This is a genomic window from Paraburkholderia sp. PAMB 6770, from assembly GCF_057748135.1.
The window spans coordinates 594,841-617,175 of record NZ_CM173239.1 but is presented as its reverse complement, the minus strand read 5'-3'; the positions used below and the strand labels follow the sequence as shown (position 1 = coordinate 617,175).

At 64.7% G+C, this 22,335-nt stretch carries 16 protein-coding genes and 1 pseudogene; 10 read left to right on the top strand and 7 right to left on the bottom strand.

Annotated features, from left to right (window positions below; genetic code table 11):
- The first annotated feature begins 216 nt into the window (after positions 1–216).
- Positions 217–2,673 carry a fimbria/pilus outer membrane usher protein gene (locus AC3AP7_RS20250; RefSeq protein WP_487364349.1) on the top strand — a complete coding sequence of 819 codons (2,457 nt, stop codon included), beginning with the start codon at positions 217–219 and terminating at the stop codon, positions 2,671–2,673.
- 92 nt (positions 2,674–2,765) lie between these two features.
- Here AC3AP7_RS20250 and AC3AP7_RS20245 read toward each other — a convergent pair whose 3' ends face one another.
- A complete protein-coding gene (locus AC3AP7_RS20245; protein ID WP_487364348.1) occupies positions 2,766–2,978 on the bottom strand; it encodes a hypothetical protein in 213 nt (70 codons plus the stop codon).
- Between the two features lie 172 nt (positions 2,979–3,150).
- Between AC3AP7_RS20245 and AC3AP7_RS20240 the strand changes: the two are divergent.
- Positions 3,151–3,743 (top strand): annotated as a pseudogene (locus AC3AP7_RS20240) (hypothetical protein); the annotation flags it as partial.
- Between the two features lie 149 nt (positions 3,744–3,892).
- On the opposite strand, the gene AC3AP7_RS20235 reads toward AC3AP7_RS20240, so the two are convergent.
- The 5 genes from AC3AP7_RS20235 to AC3AP7_RS20215 form a co-directional block, all read right to left on the bottom strand.
- A complete protein-coding gene (locus AC3AP7_RS20235; RefSeq protein ID WP_487364347.1) occupies positions 3,893–4,591 on the bottom strand; it encodes a DUF1120 domain-containing protein in 699 nt (232 codons plus the stop codon).
- Between the two features lie 30 nt (positions 4,592–4,621).
- Complete coding sequence (locus AC3AP7_RS20230) at positions 4,622–5,314, bottom strand: DUF1120 domain-containing protein (protein ID WP_487364346.1); 693 nt, start codon at positions 5,312–5,314, stop codon at positions 4,622–4,624.
- A 26-nt stretch (positions 5,315–5,340) separates the two neighbouring features.
- Positions 5,341–6,042 (bottom strand): DUF1120 domain-containing protein, encoded by a 702-nt coding sequence (locus AC3AP7_RS20225; protein WP_488324860.1) that lies wholly within the window; start codon positions 6,040–6,042, stop codon positions 5,341–5,343.
- Between the two features lie 219 nt (positions 6,043–6,261).
- Complete coding sequence (locus AC3AP7_RS20220; RefSeq protein WP_487364344.1) at positions 6,262–7,089, bottom strand: fimbria/pilus chaperone family protein; 828 nt, start codon at positions 7,087–7,089, stop codon at positions 6,262–6,264.
- Positions 7,090–7,352: 263 nt separating this feature from the next.
- Positions 7,353–10,337 carry a hybrid sensor histidine kinase/response regulator gene (locus AC3AP7_RS20215; RefSeq protein ID WP_487364343.1) on the bottom strand — a complete coding sequence of 995 codons (2,985 nt, stop codon included), beginning with the start codon at positions 10,335–10,337 and terminating at the stop codon, positions 7,353–7,355.
- A gap of 492 nt (positions 10,338–10,829) precedes the next feature.
- Between AC3AP7_RS20215 and AC3AP7_RS20210 the strand changes: the two genes are divergently transcribed.
- Entirely contained in the window at positions 10,830–11,579 is a 750-nt protein-coding gene (locus AC3AP7_RS20210) for a response regulator (RefSeq protein WP_487364342.1), read from the top strand.
- A 69-nt stretch (positions 11,580–11,648) separates the two neighbouring features.
- Here AC3AP7_RS20210 and tssH read toward each other — a convergent pair whose 3' ends face one another.
- Positions 11,649–14,315 carry a type VI secretion system ATPase TssH gene (gene tssH, locus AC3AP7_RS20205; RefSeq protein WP_487364952.1) on the bottom strand — a complete coding sequence of 889 codons (2,667 nt, stop codon included), beginning with the start codon at positions 14,313–14,315 and terminating at the stop codon, positions 11,649–11,651.
- Between the two features lie 467 nt (positions 14,316–14,782).
- Between tssH and AC3AP7_RS20200 the strand changes: the two genes are divergently transcribed.
- From AC3AP7_RS20200 to AC3AP7_RS20170, 7 genes are all read left to right on the top strand, one after another.
- Positions 14,783–15,835 carry a TagK domain-containing protein gene (locus AC3AP7_RS20200; protein WP_487364341.1) on the top strand — a complete coding sequence of 351 codons (1,053 nt, stop codon included), beginning with the start codon at positions 14,783–14,785 and terminating at the stop codon, positions 15,833–15,835.
- A gap of 49 nt (positions 15,836–15,884) precedes the next feature.
- Positions 15,885–16,697: a type VI secretion system accessory protein TagJ gene (locus AC3AP7_RS20195; RefSeq protein WP_487364951.1), complete on the top strand. Its 813-nt coding sequence runs from the start codon at positions 15,885–15,887 to the stop codon at positions 16,695–16,697.
- The gene (tssE, locus tag AC3AP7_RS20190) at positions 16,684–17,202 is read left to right on the top strand and encodes a type VI secretion system baseplate subunit TssE (protein ID WP_487364340.1); all 519 of its coding nucleotides are present in this window, start codon (positions 16,684–16,686) and stop codon (positions 17,200–17,202) included. Before AC3AP7_RS20195 ends, tssE begins: the two co-directional genes overlap by 14 nt.
- A 1-nt stretch (position 17,203) precedes the next feature.
- Positions 17,204–19,084 carry a type VI secretion system baseplate subunit TssF gene (gene tssF, locus AC3AP7_RS20185; protein WP_487364339.1) on the top strand — a complete coding sequence of 627 codons (1,881 nt, stop codon included), beginning with the start codon at positions 17,204–17,206 and terminating at the stop codon, positions 19,082–19,084.
- On the top strand, positions 19,081–20,130 hold the full coding sequence (gene tssG / locus AC3AP7_RS20180) for a type VI secretion system baseplate subunit TssG (RefSeq protein WP_487364338.1): 1,050 nt from the start codon (positions 19,081–19,083) through the stop codon (positions 20,128–20,130). The genes tssF and tssG overlap by 4 nt, the downstream gene beginning before the upstream one ends.
- 18 nt (positions 20,131–20,148) lie before the next feature.
- Entirely contained in the window at positions 20,149–21,201 is a 1,053-nt protein-coding gene (locus AC3AP7_RS20175) for a type VI secretion system protein TssA (protein ID WP_487364337.1), read from the top strand.
- Positions 21,202–21,299: 98 nt separating this feature from the next.
- The gene (locus tag AC3AP7_RS20170) at positions 21,300–22,331 is read left to right on the top strand and encodes a fimbrial protein (protein WP_487364336.1); all 1,032 of its coding nucleotides are present in this window, start codon (positions 21,300–21,302) and stop codon (positions 22,329–22,331) included.
- Positions 22,332–22,335 lie beyond the last annotated feature (4 nt).

Sequence of the window (22,335 nt, the reverse complement as noted above, 5' to 3'; positions counted from 1 at the left end):
CTTCACCGCTTGAATTGAAAATTCACAACCATTTCGAGACAGATCTCCAGGTCATTCAGGGAAGCGCTCGAATCAGGTCCGTTATTTTCAAGCCTCATCTGTAATCACCCGGTTTCTGTTTCCGGCAGACCCACCGGCTGGAATGAGAGGCTACTTCACCGTAAAAAGGGTTCGTCGATGAAAATGCGTCACCGAAATACAGCCAATGAAGCCAGCGTGCTGCGACCGAGGCTCCTCGCACTCGCCGTCACGCTCGCCATTGCGCCCCAGATCGGCTGGTGCGCGGACGACACCCTGCGCTTCGACGCCAACGCGCTGAAGGCCGTCGGCATTGACGCCGACCAGATCGACACCATCCTCGCGCAAACCCGCAAACCGGTGGGCCGGATGGATGTCGGCGTGCATTTCAACGGCAGATATAGCGGTGTCCAGGAAGTCAACTTCGACAAGGACGGCAATCCGTGCCTCGACGACACGTTTCTGAATGCCTTTTCGATTAAAAAAGAGCTGCTGACCATCAACCAGGAAAGCGGCTGCGTCGACATCAAAAGCGTTTCGCAACTCGAAATTCGCTACGAGCGCACCGCGAACTCGCTGTATGTGAATTTCCCCGATTATTTTCTGGACAAGGATTCCGGATTCAAGAACCTCCAGTCCGGCGGCTTCGGCACGTTCCTCAACTACAACGTCAATCTCGGCCAGAGCATGGGCGGTTCGGCAAACGCGAATACGGTCACCGCCCTGATGACGTGGGGCGCGAACATCGACAACTATCTCTTTCGCACCGACTTTTCCTACGGCAGCTTCAGTTCTTCGTCCGGTCTGAGTTACAACACGACTAGTCTGAACAATGCCTACGTGGAAAGAGACTTTGCCGACACGTACCGCGTGCGGGCGGGTTACCTCAGCGTCGGGAATACGCTGTTCGGGGCGGGCCAGATCTACGGCGTCCAGGTCGACAACAATGCCGGCCAGTTCAGCGGCGACTCGACTGTCAGCGTCAGCGGCACCGCCTCCGACTACGCGCAGGTCGAAGTGTTCCAGCAAGGCCGGCTGATCTTCAGCCGGCCTGTACCGGCCGGCGCATTCCTGTTCGAGGCTGTCGCCCTGCATACGGCTTACGCGGATGCCGAGGTCGTCGTGCGCGAAACGTCGGGTGCCGAACAACGCTTCGTCATTCCCAAGGCCGCATTCTCGGTGAGCAGCCAGATGGCGTCGCGCGTCACGGCGTTTGCGGGAACGATGGATGCGCAGCGCGGCCTCGGCACGGGCCCGGTGGCAGGCGCCGAATACCGGATGCCGTTCACCGAGTACGTGCAGCCGTTCGTCGGCACGCTGCTTGCCAGGAACTACATCGGCCTCGGTTCGGGCACCGACTTTAATGTGATTCCGTTCAATACGCGCGGCAATGCGAACGCCACCGTGTCCCGCAGCGGCCATAAGGGCGACCTGGGCGCGAAATTCAGCACCAACCTGTCCGCCGAGGTCGGTGTGATGAACCCGTACGTCTCGTTCAGCTGGCAAAGCCGCCTGTATCGCGACCTCGGACTGAGCCAGCAGGATATCCTCGCTGCCCAGAACGGCTGGAACCTCCAGGACATCTATTCGTCCACGCCCCGCTACAGCTTCAACGCGGGCGTGAGCCGGCCGCTGACCGACCGCCTGAGCGCGGCGATCGCGGTATCGAGCAACACGTATTACGGCCAGCAGACCAACAATTCGCTGTCCGCGTCGGCGACCTACGCGTCCGCCCGATTCACGCTGAGCGGCAGCGTCAACTACGGCTGGACGCAAACCAGTCCGAGCCAGCCCGGCAGCAAGATGTGGTCCACCTTCGTCAACTTGCGCATCCCGTTCACGCTGGGCGGCAAGCCGGGTTCGTCGACTTCGTACGTCAATCGCTATGGCGATGCGACGCGTTACGGTACGCGCTTCGATCAGACCCTGACGGACAACCTGCGGGTCGGTGCGGGTGCCGAAGTGACGCAAAGCGGCTCGGGTAGCAACAACACCCGTCAGTTCGCACAAGCGTTCTGGCGCACGCCGTACACAAACGCGAGCCTGTACTACTCCGGCACGAACAACAGCGGACAGAACTACAGCGCAAACCTGAGCGGCTCGGTCGTCGCCACGGGCAGCGACTTCGTCATGGCACCCGATCAGGTTCGCGACACGTTTGCCATCATCGATACGGGCATCAAGGGCTTCGTCGGCATCGACACGCCGACCGCCCGCATGATCACGAACCACGACGGCAAGACTGTTGCGCCGCAACTGTTCGAGGGCAAGTCAAATGTGGTCAACATTGTCACGAAGACGTTGCCGGATGGCGCGTATGTGAAGAACCCGCGCGAGGAGATCGACGTCAAGCGCGGCGCCGTCGGCCGGATCAGCTATGCATCGGACCAGGCGCGCCAGTACCTGGTGAAGCTCAGCGCGGACAACATGAAGTTCCCGATGGGCACGGAAGTGCGCAACGACAAGGCAGAATCGATCGGTTATCTCGTTGACGAGAACATCCTCTCGCTCGACCAGCATGGGATGGACATGATCGAGCAGGACGGCGGCCGGCTGTCTGCCAACGGCGGCCCCTCCTGCCGTATCGACAAGCAGAAGATCGACCCGGCAGCGGCCAGCAACCTGGTCGAGGTCAAGGTCCAGTGCGCAAATTGACGGATGCACGCGCAGCAAGCTCGCCGCACGCAAGTGCGGCGGCCTCCCCCCGTGTCGCTCGCGACCTGCCTGCCTGATATCTTCCGGTCTTTTCAATCCTGGCGAATGTCCTCGTCGACGTCGCCCAGGCGATCGCCGATGCCGACGATGCGCGTGCCCCACGGCAATACCCCATGAGCACGGCCGCTCGCTCGCCGTCCACCAGCCATTCGATGCTTTCCTTCACGCTGAACGCCTGCCGAACGCCTGTCGTTTGCGCAGGCGTTTTTGGCGCGCTGCTCAAGCGAGCCTGATCCGGATTTCATACGCGGTTCCCCGAGCGGCAAACCTGCTGGCGGCGCGGGCGGCAGACTGCGCTCCCGGCCGCCGCGTACGCAGGGACTGGTGAGCGACATACGCCAGGTCCCCGGTCGAACGGGCACGCACCACGAGAAACGGAACGCCGGACGGCGAGGCCTCCCGTAACATGACTGGCCGGCGTGCAGTGCGCAGGCGATGGTCGCGCCCGGCATCCAGGCCGCGATCGTCGTCATGCTGCGTCCAGCTCGACGGCTCGCCGCGTCGCACAAGCCGCGCGGCAAAGTCGCCACTGCGGCGCAATGCCAGGCTCACCCTCTTTGGCCGGTCCTGACCCGCATGCCGGGAAGGCGGCGTCGGGACCGCGGCCAGACGCTTCACGGAAGTCGCTCATCAAGCCTTTGCTTCAGCCGCACGCCTTGTCGCGCGCCTTGCCGTGCACCTTGCCGTACACCTTGCCGTGCACCTCGCCGTGCACCTCGCCGTGCACCTCGCCGCGCACGCCGGCCTTGCACGGGTGGCGGGTGACCCGTAACACGACGCCCAGGCTCGTCCATGCGCGGCGAACGCCGGTCCAGACCGGGCCATCCGGTGCCCGAAACGACGCTTTTCCTCTCCGCCCGTGCCGTGCCGCGCCGCGGTACCCGATCTCAAGGGACGACAACGTTCGCAGGATTCCTCAGGGCAAGCGCCGCGGCCCGGCGTACATGGCTCTCGCCAGAAGCCGCCGCGACTCACTGTTCACCATGCCGCGTGACCGCATCTTCTATCAAACGGCATGCCCCCGGTGCTCGACCGGGCATGGAGGAGTGCCCCATCACTCGCTCAGCGGCTGGGCATGGAAAGCGCACCGCCCATGAAAAAAGCCATGCCCTGTGACAGGCATGGCTTTCGGATTCCAGACTGCTGGAATCAGCGGCGCTTAGAAATAACGCACGTAGAACTGCGCGGTGCCGCTGAACGGAACCTGCTGTGCGTTCGTGATGTTGTTCGCCGTGTTCAGCTGCGGATAGACGTCGAAGCTGAAGGTGAAGGTGTTGGCCACGGCCGGAGCACTGGTCGACGGATCGAGCACCGTCCAGTCTTCCTGCGTGCTGTAACCCTCACCCATGCTCCACGAGCCGAAGCTCGTCGAGGTGTGCGTGGCATCGCCGACGTAACCGAACGTGCCCGGATTGTCCGTGCCGTCGAACGACGATCCGGTCGACACCAGCGAGAAATTGCCGATCTTCTGGTTCGTGACCGGGTCCATGCCAAGGCCGAAGATCCGGTTCGGATCGCCTGCGTTAGACTGGCTCGTGCCCGGGATCGTGGTACCGACCATCGCCGAGCTGGCGTTCGGATCGGTCGCCCAGAACGCCATGTGCGTCGTCAGCCCGTCATCGCAGCTGACCTGCAACGTCGCAGTCTTAGCCGTCAGCGTGGTGTAGGCCGTCGTGCTGAGCTCGTTATGCGACACTTCGCCCCAGTCGAGATCCGCACCGCCGGCGAACTGCGCCGAGCATGCGGGCGGCACGATCACGCCGGTCACGTTCACGTTTGCCGATTGTGCGTGGGCCGCGCCGGCCGCTGCAAACGCACACAGAACGGCACTGCGCGTAATGAGTTTCGAAAGACTCATGGAAATACTCCCAAGTTGAGTTAAATTACGTTAAAAGTAGCGCACATAAAACTGCGCTGTACCACTGAACGGCACTTCCTGCGCGTTCGTAATCGCACCTGATTTATTCAGCTGCGGGTACACGTTGAGCGATACCGTGAACGTGTTCGCTTCGGCCGGACTATTGGTCTCGTCGAACACGGTGAAGTCACTGCCGATCTGATACCCGGTACCGTTGAAAGGCGACGAGTTGAAGCTCGTCTCGGTGTGTGTGCTCGTCGCGATCCAGCCGTGGCTGGCCGAATTGGTTGTGCCGTCATACGACGAACTCGTCGGAATCATCGTGAAGTTGCCGAGCGGCTGGTTCGTGATCGGGTCCGTGCCGATGCCGAAAATGCGGCTCGCCTGATCGCCGTTCGGCTGACCGTTGACGCTTACCCCGGCGATCGCACTGGACGCGTTGGAATCGACCGCCCAGAAGGCCATGTGCGTCGTCAAACCGTCATCGCACTGCGTCTGCAGCGTGACCGGCTTCGACTGCAAAACCGTCATCGTGGTCGCGTTCAGCTCGTTGTGCGAAATCTCACCCCAGTCGAGATCCGCGCCGCCCACGAACTGCGCCGAGCACGCCGGCGGCACGATCGTCCCCGTTACGTTCACGTTTGCCGATTGAGCGTGGGCGGCACCGGCCGCAGCAAGCGCACACAGCACCGCACTCCGGGTGACGATATTGCGAATTTTCATAGTCAATATTCCTTATTAAAAGGTCATTAAAAATAACGCACGTAAAACTGTGCGGTCCCGCCGAACTGCACTTCCTGAGCGTTCGTGATCGCCCCCGACTTATTCAGCTGCGGATAGACATCCATCGTGAAGGTGAAGGTGTTGGCTTGCGCCGGCTTTGTGCCGGAGGCGCTGTAAATCGTATAATCCGCAGTCGTCAGGAGTCCCGATCCTCCGAATGAGGCTGTGCCGAATGTCGTCTCCGTGTGCGTGGAGGTTGTCACGAAGCCGTACGTATCCGTCCGAACGGAGCCATCCGCGGCCGAGCTGATCGGGAGCATCGTGAAATTACCGAGCTTCTGGCCGGTGATCGGGTCCATGCCGAGGCCGAAAATGCGATCCTGCGCATCGCCGTTCGGCCACTGCGACCCCGCCACCCGTTTCCCCGGCAGCGCGGAACTCGGGTTCGTGTCGACCGCCCAGAACGCTATATGTGTCGTGAGCCCCGCGTCGCACTGCACCTGCAAGGAGACCTGCTGCTTCTGCAGGACCGTGAAATCGCTGGCGCTCAGCGAGTTGTGCGAAATCTGCCCCCAGTCGAGGTTGCCCCCGCCGACAATCTGTGCCGAGCATGCAGGCGGAACGATCGTGCCCGTTACGTTCACGCTCATCGATTGTGCGTGGACCGCACCGGCCGCCGCGAATGCACACAGCGCAGCGCTGCGGGCGATCAGTTGAGAAATGCGCATGTGTTCAATCTCCGTTCAGATCAGATGGATTCGTACTGGCGGCCTCTCACGCAGGGAGCGCCGCCCATGGGTGCGACTCACGCCATTTCTGAAAGGAGAATGGATGTCCGTCGCGTTTGCCGTGATAGGACCGTCACGGCTTCGGTGTTGCTTGCACGCAGGCGCAAGGCCCGCGTGTTCCGGTCTGCTGGCCCGACAGGCTCAGTCCGCGCTACCCGCTCAACCGCCCGATGCGGCCTGCGGAGCGGCCTTGTCACCGGACACATCGGCCGGCGGCGCGGCGTCGTGCGCGCCCGGCGCAGCGGCCTGCGGTGCTGCCGGCGCGTCGTTCGCCACACGCTCGACCGGCGCATGCCGCCCGTCGAGGATGTAGTTGTAGTCGGACACCGCGGAGAACTCGACCTGGGTGCCCGCCGGCGGCGTGTAGCCGGCCGGCAGCGGGGCGCAGTTGTTCGAGTCCGGCAGCGCATAGGGTTTCGGCATCGTCACCGGCGTGTTGTCCGGCACCAGCCTGACGTTATTGACAAAGCGCACCGCGTACTTCGTGTCGTTGGACACGCACAGCTGATCGCCCCTGAAGTGCCACTTCAGGTATTCCCACTTGTTGTCCACGGGCTTGTAGCCCTTCGGCCGGATCACCACCGGCAGATCCTGGCCGAGCATCATGCTGATGCGCCCGGGCTTGTCGTCCTTGGGCGGAATGCCCATGAACAGCACGCGTGCCAGATGCTCCCTGTCGAGCGCCTTGTCGCTGCGATAGAGCACGCGCACGACCTGCGTCTCGCCCGGCTGCACGACCACCGCCGCGGGCGTCGGGATCAACGCCGCGTCCAGATTCTCGTCGTCGAGGCGGACGATCTTCGTGTACAGCAGCACCGGCTCTTTCTCGGTATTCTTCACGCCGATCGAACCTTCCTTGTCCGCCTCGTTGATGATCAGCACCGACGTGCTCGGCAGCACCGCGGAGGCCATCGCCTGTCCGCAGAGCGTGCCCAGACCGGTCACGCCGGCGATCAGCGACAGCATCAGGGGGTTCAGTTTTCGCATTGCAATCTCCAGGGAATGTTCTCGAATCCGGTTTGACAGGCAGCGCCGGGGGCGTCGGCGACGGCAGGACGAAGTCCCGTATCGCAAGCTTCGTCGGAAGATCAGGAGTGCTCCTGATTTCCCGTCTGGCCGTGCTGCTCAACATGAGTGAAAGTATCGGTTTTAACCGGAGCGCCCACTATCGGGCACTCGGACATCGGCCCCGAAATCGGCTAGGACCGGTCCTAAACGTTGGGCGCGTGCCGTCAATGCGGATGCCCGCCCTACCGAAGCGTCGGCACATCGTCGAGCGGCAGCGCGATGTCCGCCTCGGCAATTGCGCCAAGACCCTCTGTGTCAATACGCGCTTCAAGTGCGCTGCAGCGCGCCGCGAGCGACTTCAATCTGAACACGCCCGCTGCGCCGCGCAACGCATGCAATTGCGCCAGCACACGACCTGTATCGCCGCATGCCCACGCGGCATGTATCTCCGCGCACGAAGCCTCATACGATGCGAGAAACGTCGCCCAGATCGACTCGGGCAGCGCCTTCCCGCCCAGCCAGCCGTCGTCGTACGCGTCGTACGCGTCGTCGTACGCGTCGTCGTGCGCGTCGTCCGGCGCGTCGCAGCAGCGCGCCAGCACGCTGGCCAGCGCATCGAGCGACAGCGGCTTGCCGACCGTGCCCAACGCGCCCGCCGCCTCGCAGGCGACGCGTCGCGGCGGCGAGAGATCGGCCGTGACGACGATCGCCGGCATCCAGGGCCACTGCGCGCGCACCCGGCGAATCAGCGCGAGCCCATCCATGCCGGGCATCTGCAGATCGGTGAGCAGCACGTCGTAGTGCGTGCCCGCAAGGCACGTCAACGCCTGCTCGCCATCGCCGACCCCATGCGCGTCGCAGCCGAGCAGTGCGAGTTGTTCCGCAAGGAGCCACCGGTTGACCGCGTGGTCGTCGGCGACCAGCACCTTCAGCCGGCGGGGCAGCGCCGGCCGCACGCGCGTTTGCGCGTCGCCCTTCAGGGGCGCCCGGTACAGCGCATGTCGCAGCGCACTCGCCCAACCCTTTGGCGAGTAGCTTGAAACGCTGATGACGCGCTCCGTGCGCACCGGAGCGTCCGGCTTCCCGGTGCCGATGTCGATCACACTAGCGGCCTGATCGACGAGGCCCCGCTCCTCCTGAGCATGCCAGGTTCCGCGCGGACCGCACAGGATCAGCGCGGCGGCCGCGCGGATCGTAGCGGCGCCGACCTGCGCCGGATGCCGTAATGCCCGGACCGTGAGGCCCCACGCCCGCAGCACGGGGACCACGTCGGCATGCTCCGCGTCGTCCGCCGCGAGGAAGACCACGCGCTCGCCGGCGAACCGCGGTCTGTCCGGCTCCGCCTGCGGCGTACCGACCGGTAGACGCACCGAGAAGCCACGCCCGTCGCCGGGACGGCTGCGTACCGCGATGGCGCCGCCCATTGCTTCGGCGAGGCGCGCGCACAGCGCGAGACCGAGTCCCGTCCCGCCGAAGCGGCGCCCGATCGATGTGTCAACCTGGCTAAACGGACGGAACAACCATGCTTGCTGTTCGTCCGGGATGCCGATCCCCGTATCCGCCACCTCGATATCCAGCACCGCCGCGACGCCGGCGTCGCGCCGCACCGCCACGCGCAGCGTGACCTCGCCCGCTTCCGTGAAGTTGAGCGCATTCGACAGCAGATTGTTGATCATCTGCCCAAGCCGGGCCGGATCGCCGCGCATGGGCAGCGTCGTGTCGAGGCACGGGACGCCGCGCAACCGGATGCCTTTCTTGCGCGCGAGCGGCTCGAATAGCGTCAATGCGCGCGAAATGACGTCAAGCGCATCAAACTCGATGCGCTCGAAATGCATTTCGCCCGCTTCGACCTTCGACAGATCCAGAACATCGTCGACAATCGCTGACAGACTCTCCGACGACGAGTGGATCGTGTGCAGTCGGTCGCGCTGCCACGCATCGAGGTTCGCGTGCCGCAATAGTTCAAGGTTGCCGAGAATCGCGTTCAACGGCGTACGGATTTCGTGCGTCATCGTGGCGAGAAAGACGGATTTCGCCGCGTTGGCCGCCTCCGCAGCCCGCCTCGCTTCGCGCAACTGGCATTCGAGCCGGCTCTCCACCGTCATGTCGCGCAGCGCGGCCACCAGCACCGCTTCCCCGCGGTAGCGCGCACGCGCCGTCGAGACCGACAGGACGACATCGTCGCCGTCCGTCGTGGGCAACGTCAGCCGCTCATGATGCACACCCGCTTCGTCTGCCTCGGGACCGCGCGCCCGATGACGTCGCATCAGTTCCTGCCCGATCTCGAACCCTCGCGTCGCGACGCGCCGCCCCGTATCGAGCAGGCATGGATTGGCCAGCAGGAGCCGCCCGCTGTCGGCCGAGATCAGCCCCAGTCCGACCGACGCCGTTTCGATCACGGTACGGCTCAGGTGCTCGCTCTCGAACACCTTGCGCGACTGCTCCAGCGCACGCCCGAGATAATGCCGCGTGAAAACGAGCAGGCAGGTCCAGATCGCCACCAGCGCGCCGAGCGTCAGCAGGACGTTGGCGGCGATCGGCATGCCGATCGCCGCCGCCAGTTCGCGTAGCCGGAGGACAGACGCGAGCGTCAACCCGCTGTCGCCGAGCGGCTCGGCCAACGCGAATGCATCGTCGCCGCCGCGCTTCGCCCACGTATCGCCTGACGGCCCGCGCGGGGCCGCCCGGTCCGATTCGCCGGAGTCGCCCTCGGCGGGCGGGACGCTCGCGAGCCGTGTTCCGTCGTCCGACACGTCCGGTTCGGACGGGCCTTGATCGCGCTGCGGCGAGACCGACAGAACACCCGCCACCGGATGTCGCAATCCGACAAAATAGGCGGTCGTCGATCGATCCCGGTCGGGCAGGTCGACCGTACCCGCCTCGCCAAGTTGCATCGCGAAGTGCGGATAGCGGCGCGCTTCGTCGCCGGTAAGCCGCGCGTCGGCTGCGCTAAACACCCATTGCGTTCCGGCGCCGGATGACGCGGGCAACCGCACGCTGGACGGCCCGTGGGCCGATCGTCGCGCCAGCGCGGCATCGACCCGCGCGTCTCCCCGCCACGCCCGTTCCGCGCCGACCCGCGCCGCGTGCGGCGCCTGCTCCCTGTCCGCGAGTTCCTGTACGACAAAGCCGCGATTGACGACGAAGTTCTGGCGCGTTTGCGCCAGATATTCCCGCACCACCGACAGGTTTGCGAGCACACACACGAGCAGCATCAGACTGCTCATCGTGATTCCGCTCACGTAAATCAGAATTCGCTTATATCGGCCGAGCTTCGACAGTGCCTGGCATTCCCGATCAAATGACATTGGGACTTCGAGCGGGAAGAAGAGGGAGATTCATGTCAGATCATATTCTTTCGTTAAACGGCGAAACTGGCAAAACAATCGGCAGCGACCGACGATAGCGATTGATTAAAAATAGAAAACGCGTTGACATTTTTCAGCAATGCCAGTCATTTCCCATGAATTTCATAAACCATTCTCCGGCACCCACTTATGAAATAAGTAAATTGAATTTTCAATAAGATGATTCCTAAATTCGACATTTATTTCGAGGCTCGCAGCAATGCTGTCGCACGAAAATAGGCCACGCCATCCGTCATACCCGGATACCGCCAGGACAAATCTCAATTTCGCCGCGCTCGCTCAGAAATTCCGATAAATCTCTCCACGATCAGATAAACTCTTCCGACCGCATCATTCAAAACACCACGCAGTATGAAAATCAAGGTCATCTTGGCGGACGACCACCCGGTACTGATCGCCGGTATCCTCCATGAACTCTCGGGCATCCATACGATCGACGTGGTCGGCACGGCCTTCACCACGACAGAACTGATCGATCTGCTGGCCCAGGTTCATTGCGACGTGCTGGTGACCGACTATGTCATGCCGGGCGGCGCGTATGGCGACGGCATGACGCTTCTGTCGCTGCTGCGCAGGCACTATCCGCAGCTTAAAATTATCGTGTTCACGTCCATCAACAACCCCGCGATCCTGAGCGGTATCCAGAAACTCGGCGTCAACTCCGTGCTAAACAAGGTCGACGACGTCGGCTACCTGATTTCCGGGATCCACGCAGTGCACGCCGGAGTCATGTACTTTTCCCCCGTTGGCATACAGGAAAAACCTCCGGTTCCGCAGGTAATTGCGCATCAAAAGATCGCAAATCTGACCCGACGCGAGTCCGAAGTCTTGAGGCTCTATGTCTCGGGCGCGTCGATCCAGCAGATTGCTACCGAACTGAACCGTACGAAGCAGACGATCAGCGCGCAAAAAACCAATGCGATGCGCAAACTGGGAATCTGTCGTGAAGCCGATCTTTACCAGTTCGCGTACGAAACTGGCATCATCGAAACCTCGAATTCGACTCAATACCGGGAAGCGCGCGGCGCAGAGCGTCATGACGCGAAGCGACCGCACAAGAAAGCCGAGCCGCAAACCAAGAGCGGCCAGCACGACGCCTGACGGGCGGACGCCCGACGTGCGATCTGGCATGCCGGGCGCGCGGCGCCCGCAAGCCGCCCGCCCAGCCCGTTATTTCACCTGCTCACCATAAAAGCCCTGAACGACGAAGGCGTCGCCGGGTGACGCCGCCGCATCCCCGATCGCGAGTTCGATGCGTTCGAGCGCACGGCGAGACGAAAACGCTTCCAGCCAGATGCTGGCGAGCCGCGGCAGTACGTGCTGCTCGATAAACCCGATCAGCAGACGCGCCCCGGTCTCCTGGACCAGGCACCGTCCCACGATGTACTGGACGACGTCCTGCGTATAGGACAACTGAATCGCGTGACTGTTGGCCATCATCCGGGCAACCACGCGATCGAGGTGCAGCGCGACGATATGGGCGAGCGACGCCTGCACAAGCGGCCGGTACGGTACCAAGGTCACCCGGCCGAGGAATGCCGCCGGAAACGTCTTGAGCAGTTCCTGACCCAGTGCCGCGCCCAGCGCGTCGGTGCCGGGCGCGAGCGATTCGTCCGCGCACAGGCTCGCAATCAGTTCGGAGCCGGCATTGCTGGTGAGCAGGATTGTCGTATTGCGGAAATCGATATAGCGACCGTCGCCGTCCTCCATGTAGCCTTTATCGAACACCTGGAAGAACATTTCGTGCACGTCGCGGTGCGCCTTCTCGATTTCGTCGAGCAGCACCACCGAATAGGGCCGGCGGCGAACCGCCTCGGTCAACACACCGCCCTCGCCGTAGCCGACATACCCCGGAGGCGCCCCCTTGAGCCCGGAGACGGTATGCGCTTCCTGGTACTCGCTCATGTTGATCGTGATCAGGTTCTGCTCGCCGCCGTAGAGCGCCTCGGCCAGCGACAGCGCGGTCTCGGTCTTGCCGACGCCCGACGGCCCCGCGAGCAAAAACACCCCCAGCGGCTTCCTGGGATCGGTCAGCCCGGCGCGCGCGGTCTGCACACGGCTGGCAATCTGCGCGAGCGCTTCCGGCTGGCCGATCACGCGCTCGGAAAGCGTGCGCGGCAACGCCTGTACCGCGTCGATCGCGTCGGTCAGCATCCGCCCTGCGGGGATGCCGGTCCAGTCCGACACAATACGCGCGACCATTGCCTCGCCGACCTCGGGAAAGACCAGCGGCGCATCGCCCTGCAGATCGGCCAGCGTCCGCTCCAGCCCTCGAAGCGCGGCGATTTCCACGTCCTGCGCATCGTGCGAGCCGGCGCGCGCGCTGATCAGCGCCTGGGCCGCGTCGAGCTGGGCCCGCCAGCGCGCGTCGATGTCGCGCTGCGCCGCTTCCAGTTCTGCGATGCGCACCTGCGCGCGGGTCAGCGCATTGCTATCGCCGAGCCCGAGACGCCGCTCGTTATCGAGCAACGCCAGTTCGACGCGCGCCGCCTGCAAACGCTGCTCCACGTCGCGCACCTCGCGCGGCGGCGCATGCTGCGACAGCGCGACGCTTGCACAGGCGGTATCGAGCAGACTGATCGCCTTGTCGGGCAACTGGCGAGACGGGATGTAGCGATGCGACAACGCAACGGCCGCGCGGATCGCCTCGTCGAGGACCACCACGCCGTGATGCTGCGAAAACGCCCGCGCGAGGCCGCGCACCATGTCGATCGCCGCCGCCTCCGAAGGCTCGTGCACCTGCAGAACCTGAAAACGCCGGGTGAGCGCCGGATCTTTCTCGATGTGCCGTTTGTATTCGGCCCACGTAGTGGCGCCGATCGTGCGCAGCGTTCCGCGCGCGAGCGCCGGCTTCAGCAGGTTCGCGGCGTCGCCGGTCCCGGCCTGGCCGCCCGCGCCCACCAGCGTGTGAATTTCGTCGACGAACAGGACGACCGGACTGCCCGACTTGTGCGCGGCCTCGAGCACCCCCTTCAGACGCGCCTCGAACTCGCCCTTCATGCTGGCGCCGGCGAGAAGCGCGCCGACGTCGAGGCTCAGCAGCCGGACATCGGCGAGCTTCGGCGGAACGTCGCCGTTTGCGATCGCGCATGCGATCCCCTCGACCACCGCAGTTTTGCCGACCCCCGCTTCGCCGGTCAGCAGAGGATTGTTCTGACGGCGCCGCAGCAGCACGTCGATCATCGTGCGAATTTCCGCTTCGCGCCCCACCACCGGATCGATCTCGCCGGCGCGCGCGCGCGCCGTCAGATCGACGCAGTACTGTTCGAGCGGCGACCCGCCGCGCTGCGGCGCCAGCGCGGCGGAGGCGTCGCCCGGCGCGGCCTCGCCGAAGTCGCTGTGGTCGTACGGCACGTCCGAGGTTTCGGGCGACCCGTCGACCCACGCCGGCAACATGGCATGCAGATCCTCGACCGCGATCCGGCCAAACAGCGGCGAGATCGCCAGCAGCACACGCCTCAATTCCGGCGTGCGCAGCAGCGCGGCAAACAGCCACGCGCCGCGAATCCGGCCGTCGCCGAACTCCAGGGTCGCCACCACCCATGCGCGTTCGATCGCCATCTCTATATGGTGCGAAAAATCGCTGATCGAGCTCGCACCGGCCGGCAGCGCGCCGAGCGCGCGCGTGACGTCGCGCTCGAGGGCGTCGCGGTCGATCTCGACGTGACGCAGAATGCGCTGAAGATCGCCGTCGGTCGCCTGCATGATCTGATGCACCCAGTGCACCAGCTCGACGTAGGGATTGCCGCGCAGCTTGCAGAAGGTCGTTGCCGACTCGATGCTACGAAAGAGCGAGCTGCCGAGCTTGCCGAATAAAGCCTGCCGTGAAACTGTCATAGCGATGACTCTGGATCTCCGTTGGAGTGTCAGATGAAGGACGGAACGCTGCGCAACACGAAGCCGTGACGGGAAACCGCGACACGGACAACGCTCGACGCCGGCGCGCGCCGGGCGACGACCCAATAGGGCCCGCCAGAGAGAATACAAGACCTTAATCTCCCCGCCGCGCTCATCCAATAGGACAACTCCTTATTCGACGGACACCCAAACACAGACAAGTCTTAAATTGGCTGCGCGCTACTGGACAGCAACGTCGCCGCTCATCATTATTGAACGTTGCTTCGGACCGGCCGCAATTTGCCACCCGTTTTCTGACATTTCCGATATCGGTCCGCATCGATGCACGCTACCATCGCCCCACTGCATCCTGTGCAATCAGACCGGTCGCGCGGCATTCGGGATTCGACTCGCGAACGCCTGCTTCACCCCCTCCGGGCGGCACGACATCCACGCTATCTTTCGTCATGCAGAACAACACGTTCTACACGTTCCCCACGGATACCCGGCAAGCGCCGGGCGTGCCGTCACCCGTCGAAAGCGGATCGCCCGCTCCCGCATTGACCATCATGCGGAGCAACGGCGAGCCGCTGGCCGTGCCCGCGCCGGACGCGCCCGGCGACACGCTCTACGTCTACACGCCGGCCAACGATGCGTTCGCCGCGCAACCGCCGGGCGCGGCCACGCCGCGGTCAGGCATCCTGTTCCATCAAGACCGGTCGTCCGGCATCTGGGTCGAACATCGCGCGGCCGGCATCATCTGCTGTGTCAACGGAACCCCCGTTGATCCCGGCACGCGCCGCGCGCTTGCACGCGGCGACGTGGTCACGGTCGGCGCAACAGCACTGAAAATCGACCACGCACCGTCCCGGCTGTCGAGCTGGCGCGACGAGCCGCAACCCACCGACCTGATCGCCGTCGGCAACGCATTGCCGCGCACCGAGGCCGCCCATTTCGGCGATCTCGCGCTGCTGGCCGAAGCGCAGCCGGCGGCGTCGCCGGACGCCCGGACACGGGGTAGCCAGAACGATCCGTATTCACTGCTCGGCAATACGCTGGTGTACCGGCCACGGCCGGCGCTCGATGCAGCGGAAAGCAACGATCCGCTCGCGGGCCTGCTCGACGAATACCAGCACGCGCTGATTCAGCACGAAGGCGGGCACGTGCACCCGTACGAACTGAAGGCCATCGAGCAGCCGAAAGTCAGCACGCCGGTCCCCGACGACCCGTTCACCGATCCCGCGGGACGGTACCGCGACGGCTCGCTGCTCGGCGACCTGCTGGCGGGACGGTCAAGCATCAAAAACGTCCTGGACGAGATGAATCCGTTTTTTTCGGACGATCTCTTCAGACGCGAGCCATCGCACAACGTGCTGCATCTGCTGGCGCCGCACGGAACCGCGCCGCAGCCGTTTGCGCGAACCGCGCCGCTCGCTCGCCAGGAGCATCACGTCATCAGCGCGGACAGCCATTTCCCGATGCTGACCGCCGTCACCGACACGACCCAGGAATCCGCATAACGTGAGCCCTCTCTCCGACCCTACCCCATCCGGCCGCAGCGCGGACGGCATGACGCTCGCCCAGGTGTTGCGCACGCAGTCGCTCGACGAACTGAAAGCGCAGACAATGGACGCCGTGCGCGCGCGCCCGTCGGATGCGCGCGAGCGCTGGCTGCTTTGCCAGCTGCTGTGCATCGAAGGCGACTGGGAGCGCGCGCTCCGCCAGATCGCCACCTGGGCAACCCTCGATCCGTCCGGCGAACCGCGCGCGCAGCTGTATCGCGGCCTCATTGCAAGCGAGATGTTCCGCACCGAAGTGTTTGCGGGCATTCGCCGGCCGGGCTTCATCGATACGCCGCCGGACTGGGTCGAAACGCTACTGCAGGCGAACGCGCAACTGGGCCTCGGCGAAGTCAAGGCGGCCGACCAGTTGCGCCGGGCAGCATTCGACGCATCGCAGACCGCGAGCGGAAGCGGCGCCGAACTGGGCGAATTCGCGTGGATCGCCGACAGCGATACGCGCCTCGGACCGGTCTGCGAACTGGCGGTGGCGGGCGGCTACCGCTGGATTCCGTTTGCACAGATGCGCTCGCTCGCGTTCACGCCGGCGGCCACGCCCGGCGACCTCGTCTGGCGTCAGGCGACCGTCGTCCTGAGCGACGCCACCGTGCTGCGCGGTTATGTGCCGACACGCTATCCCGGCTCGCAGAGCGGTCCGGCCGAAATCCGGCTCGCCGCCGAAACCTGCTGGGCCGACGTGGGCGACACGAACGTGATCGCGCACGGCCAGAAAACGTGGACGACCGATCGGGGCGACTGGGGGCTGATGCAGCTCAGCCAGTGCACGTTCGCGAACCGACAGGACAACGATGCGGCATCCTGAGGCCCGGCACCGGCTCGTCTACCTGCCGTCGCTGCTCGACCGGCTGAAGGACGACGCGCCTCACGCGCGCAGCGAGCATCCGGACGCCTACGCGCCGAACGCCGACGCGATGCGCCGGATCATCCAGCGCGATCTCGGCCTGCTGCTGAACACCAGCAACCTGGAAGCCGAAGTCGACATGAGCGACTACTCGCAGGTGCCGTCGTCGGTGGTCAACTACGGGCTGCCGCCGCTCTCGGGCCATTACCTCGACGACCGCAACTGGGATGCGATCGAAACCGCGGTGCGCAACGCGATCCTCCATTTCGAACCGCGCCTGATCGGCGACTCGGTCGCTGTCCGGCCGCTCGCGGAAATCCGCCCAGCCAGCTACAACAAGCTCGTGTTCGAGATCAGCGGGCTTGTGCAATGGTCGCCCTATCCGCTGGAATTCCGCATCCAGAGCACCTACGACCTCGAATTGAACAAGGTCACGTTCGACCGGTCCACACGGGGCGACAACTGATATGGATCCTCAGTTTCTCGACTACTACAACCGCGAACTCACCTACATGCGGGAACACGCCGCCGAGTTCGCCGCGCACCATCCGAAGATCGCCCGGCGGCTCGGCATGCAGGGCATCGACGTCGCCGACCCTTATGTCGAGCGGCTGATCGAAGCGTTCTGCTTCATGTCGGCACGCACGCAGTTGAAGCTCGAAGCGGAATTTCCCCGCTTTACGCAGCGGCTGCTCGAGGTCGTCTATCCGAACTACGTCGCCCCGACCCCGTCGATGGCGCTCGCGCGCATCCACCCGAGCCTGCGCGAAGGCGACTTCAGCAAGGGCTTTACCGTGCCGCGCCAAAGCATGATGCGCTCGCCGGTTCCGCCGGGTGAACAGACCGCGTGCGAGTTCCGCACCGCACACGAAGTCACGCTGTGGCCCATCGAGATCACCGAGGCCCAGCTCACCGCCGTGCCGCCCGACCTGCCCGCACTCGAGCGCAGCCTGCTGCCGCACATGCGGCTGCGCGGCGCGCTGCGGCTGCGCCTGCGCACGGTGGGCGAAGTCCGCTTCTCGCAGATCGCCGGCCTCGACCGCCTGCCGGTGTACCTCGGCGGCGACGAGCGGATCGCATCCCACCTGTTCGAACTGATTCACGCAGGCAGCGTCGCGTCCGTGGTGCGCGCCCCGGGTGCCGCCCGCGGCGAGGGAGCCGTCGTCGCGCGCCAGGCGGTCGACTTCGAAGGGCTGCGGCCGGATCAAAGCCTGCTGCCCTCGCAGTGGAACACATTCCACGGGCACAACCTGCTGCAGGAATACTTCACCTGCCGGCAGCGCTTTTACTTCTTCACGCTCACGCAACTGCGGGCCGGTCTGTCGCAGATCGACGGCAAGGAGGCGGAAGTCGTGCTGCTGCTCGACCGGCTGCCGGACGAGCTGATTTCGCACGTCGACGCATCGCGTTTCCAGCTATTCTGCACGCCGATCATCAATCTCTTTCCGAAGCGCACCGACCGCATCGAGATCGACCGCGCGCGAACCGCGTTTCACCTCGTGCCCGACCGCACGCGCCCGCTCGACTACGAGGTGTTCTCGGTCTCCCGCGTGCACGGCCAGAAGGCGGAGAGTTCGACGGAAGTCGTGTTCAATCCGCTCTATCAGACGTTGCACAGCGACATCGGCAACTACGGCCGCTATTTCTCGATTCTCCGCGAGGCGCGGGCGCTGTCGGCCAACGCCCGCAAATACGGCACGCGCACCCCGTACATCGGCACCGAAGTCTATCTGTCGCTGGTCGACCAGGCCGAGGCCCCCTATGACGACGACATCCGCTATCTGTCCGTCGACGCATGGGTCACCAACCGCGATCTGCCGCGCCTGATGCCGCGCAGCGGCGTGCGCGACCTGCGGATGCAGGATTCGGTGCCGGTCGAAGGCGTTAGCCTCGTCCACCCCCCGAGCGCCCCGCGCGAACCGTATGCGCGCGGCGAGACCGCGTGGCGGCTGATTCGTCAGCTGAGCTTCAACTATATGCCGCTCGCCGGGCTCGATCACCGCGACGGCGGCCAGGCGCTGCGCAACATGTTGCGGCTGTTCGTGCGCACCGGCGAGCGCGAACAGACCGCGCAAATCGAAGCGCTTGTCGGCACGCATATCGAGCCGGTCGTACGGCGCCTGCCCGGTCATGGCCCGCTGGTCTACGGGCGCGGCGTCAAATGCGAACTGACGGTGGACGAGTCCGGCTTCTCCGGCATCAGCCCCTACCTGTTTGGCCTCGTGCTCGAACAATATCTCGCGCGCCACGTGTCGATCAACGTATTCACCGAGACGGAACTTCGCTCGATGCAGCGTGGCCTCGTCACCCGATGGGCGCCCCGCATGGGCGGGCGCAGCGCCGTATGAGCGGGCCCCGTCAGGACCTTCCCGCCATCGACGCGCGCTCGCCGCTGCATCCCGATGCGCTGCACGCGTGGTTCGACCCCGAAGCACCGTGGCAAGCCGGTTTCCTCAGCCTGCTGCGCGCCATCGCTGCACGCGCGCCGCAACTGCCGGCGCCCGGCACCGCCAGCTTGCCCGCGCAGGAGCCGTTTCGCATCGGGCAGCGGCCGACAATGGCCTTCGCACCGCGTGAAATCGCGTCGCTCGAAGTCCGCGACGGACGGCTCGATATCCAGCTTTTCTCGCTCGGCCTGTGGGGACCGCAGGGCCCCCTGCCGCTGCATCTGACCGAGCTCGCCTACACCCGCGCCGAGAGTGACCAGGACCACACGCTCACTGCGTTTGCCAACCTGTTCCATCATCGTGCGCTGACGCAGTTCTATCGCGCATGGGCCGCTTCGCAACCCACCGTGTCGCTTGACAGGAGAGATGACGAGTCATTCTCCTTCTACGTCGCGAGTCTGATGGGCACCGACGTCGCCGAGGCGGCGCTCACGCATCCGCCCACGCATGCCCGCTATGCAGCGAGCGCGCATCTGGTGCGCGAGGCGCGCAATCCCGATGGCGTCGCGGCAACGCTTGCGCATTACTTCGGCGTGCCGGTTGCCGTCGAAGAATACGCGGCGCACTGGATCCGCGTCTCGCCCGCCGAGCGCTCGGTGCTGAGCGCGCCGTCCCTGTCGTCGATCATCGGCGAGGGCGCCATGCTCGGCGACGCAATTTTCGACTGCCAGCACAAGTTCCGTATCGTCATCGGGCCGCTGGATCTCGACCAGTATCTGCGTCTCACGCCGCATGGCGAAGACCTGCCCACGCTGACCGACTGGGTGCGCGCATTCACCGGTTACGAATACGACTGGGAGATCAAGCTGCTCGTCAAGCCGCGGGAAGCACCCGGTGCGCGGGCCGACACCACACACCGGCTGGGTTATTCGACCTGGCTTGGCGAGGCCGCCGCCGATACGCCCGTCGTCGGGATGGTGTTCGAGCCCGAAACCTACTTTGCCTGAACCAGAGCGCCCTTACGTATGACGACTCCCTCCACGGACCTCCTGTCGCGCTATGCCGATCTGCTCGAACCAGTCTCGGCCGACGCGCCATGCGGCCCCGACCTCGAGTATGACCAGGCGTTCGTCCTGCTGCAGGCCGCCATTGCACCCAAAACCGACGCGCAGTACGGCGATTTTGTCGACTCGCCGCAACCGGTCAACTGGGCCGAAGTGGAGCGCGATTGCCGAGCGCTGCTCGCGCGAACGCGCGACATCCGCCTGCTCGTCGTTTTTGCGCGCTGCCGGATCCGTCAAAGCGGTGCAGCGGGACTGTGCGACGGACTGGCGCTGCTGTTGCATACCATCGAGCGATTCGGCGAGGCCGTCCATCCGGCTCAGGTCTTCGACGGCGAACGCGACCCGGTCATGTACGCCAACGCGATCGCGGCGCTCGCCGACGCGTCCGGCGCGCTTGGCGACGTGCGCGATATCGCGCTGCCGAAAGCAGGCGGACTGCAATTGCAGGTACGCGATATCGAAAAAGCGTTCATCGTCCCGCGCGTGAAGGAAGCTCTCACCCCCGACGCCGCCAGCCGTCTGCTCAAGGAACTCTGGGTCCGGCAGGATCCGACCGTCGTCTCGCTGGTGAACGCGCAGCACCTGGTCGCGGACCTGAGCCAGCGCGTGCGCGACGCGCTGGGGGACGAAGCGCCGTCGCTCCAGCACCTCGAAAAGCTGCTGCAACCGTTTGCCCAGGCCACGCTGGAATCGGCCGACGCGCGCGCAGCGAACGTTCTGTCCGCTGCGCCGCCGCAGCCGGCCGATGTGCCCGAAGCGACAGCAGCGAGCACCGGCACCGCCGCAGCGAGCCCCGTCGCCATGGCTGCCGCCGCCCTTCCACAGGCGATGGATCGCTGGAGCGCGTTGGAGTCGATCCGCGCGACCCGTCTCTGGTTCGAACGCAATGAGCCGAGCAGCCCGGTGATCGTGCTGCTTCGCCAGTCCGAGCGGCTCGTCGGCAAACGATTTTCCGAAGTGGTCAACGCGATCCCGCCCGAGTTGCTCGCGCAATGGGATGCGATCGACCTGTAGACCGGCGCGCAAACGCGGCCGCGGCCGTATGCGGTCCCGCGCAGCCCCACGCAGCCCCTTCCCGTCCTCGTTCAACCTATCTCCGCGATATTCAACTGATGAGACAACTCCTTGCTTTCCTGATGATGGGCTTCCTGCTCGTCGCGTCCTCTCCCACCTGGGCGGGCTGCCATCAGATGACCGCGCAGCAGGCTGCCGAACTGGAGGCGACCAATGGCACCCCTGCCCAGACGCACACGACATTCACTGCCGTGTTCCCTGAGCAGACGATCGACCTCGATCCCGATTTTCCGATCGGCGGCACCATCACGACGGCGCAAAGCGCCACCGTGCCGGCACCGGGGTTGTTCTTCATCTATTGCGATCCGCCGTCCGGCACGATCAGCTATGCCTTTACGTCGGCGCCGGTGCTGTCTTCGCTCGGCAACAACATCTACAACACCAACGTGCCGGGCGTCGGCTACCGTCTGAGCTATGTGCGCGCGAGCGGCAGCACGTCCGTCGTGCCCTACGTGAACAGCTGGACGCCGCAGGTCGCCGGCCAGTCGGCAGGCATCACCTACGGTGCGGGCGCGCTCTTCCAGGTCGAACTCATCAAGACCAGCAACGATATTCCGAGTCTCTCGACGGTCACGCTCGGCCAGATCGGGCGTGGCTTCGGCGACGCCGACGGCATCACGGTCACGGACATCTTCGCCGGCAATGTGACCATCCAGATCCTGCCGAAATGCCAGGTCAACAGCAGCACGCTGAACGTCGACTTTGGCCAGTTCGGGCCGCAAGATGTATCGACTACGTCGGGCCCCACGCAGCCCGTCAGTTTCACGGTGGTCTGCACCGGGCCCACCCCTCCCGCCTCGATCACCGCGACGCTCGGCGCGCCGCCCGATACGACCAATCCGAGCCTGATCCAGAATACCGGCGCGCAAAATCTCGCCATCCGGCTAGAAGAACCGTCCAGCGGCACGATCCTTCAGCCCAACAACGCCAACAGCACGCTTGTGCATTTGCCGAACGGCGCGACGCAATCGGCGTTCAACCTCGAAGCCACGGTGCTGCGGGTCGGATCGGCGACACCCACCGCAGGCACGATCGACGCCACCGCTGTCGTCACGCTAACGATCCAGTAAGACG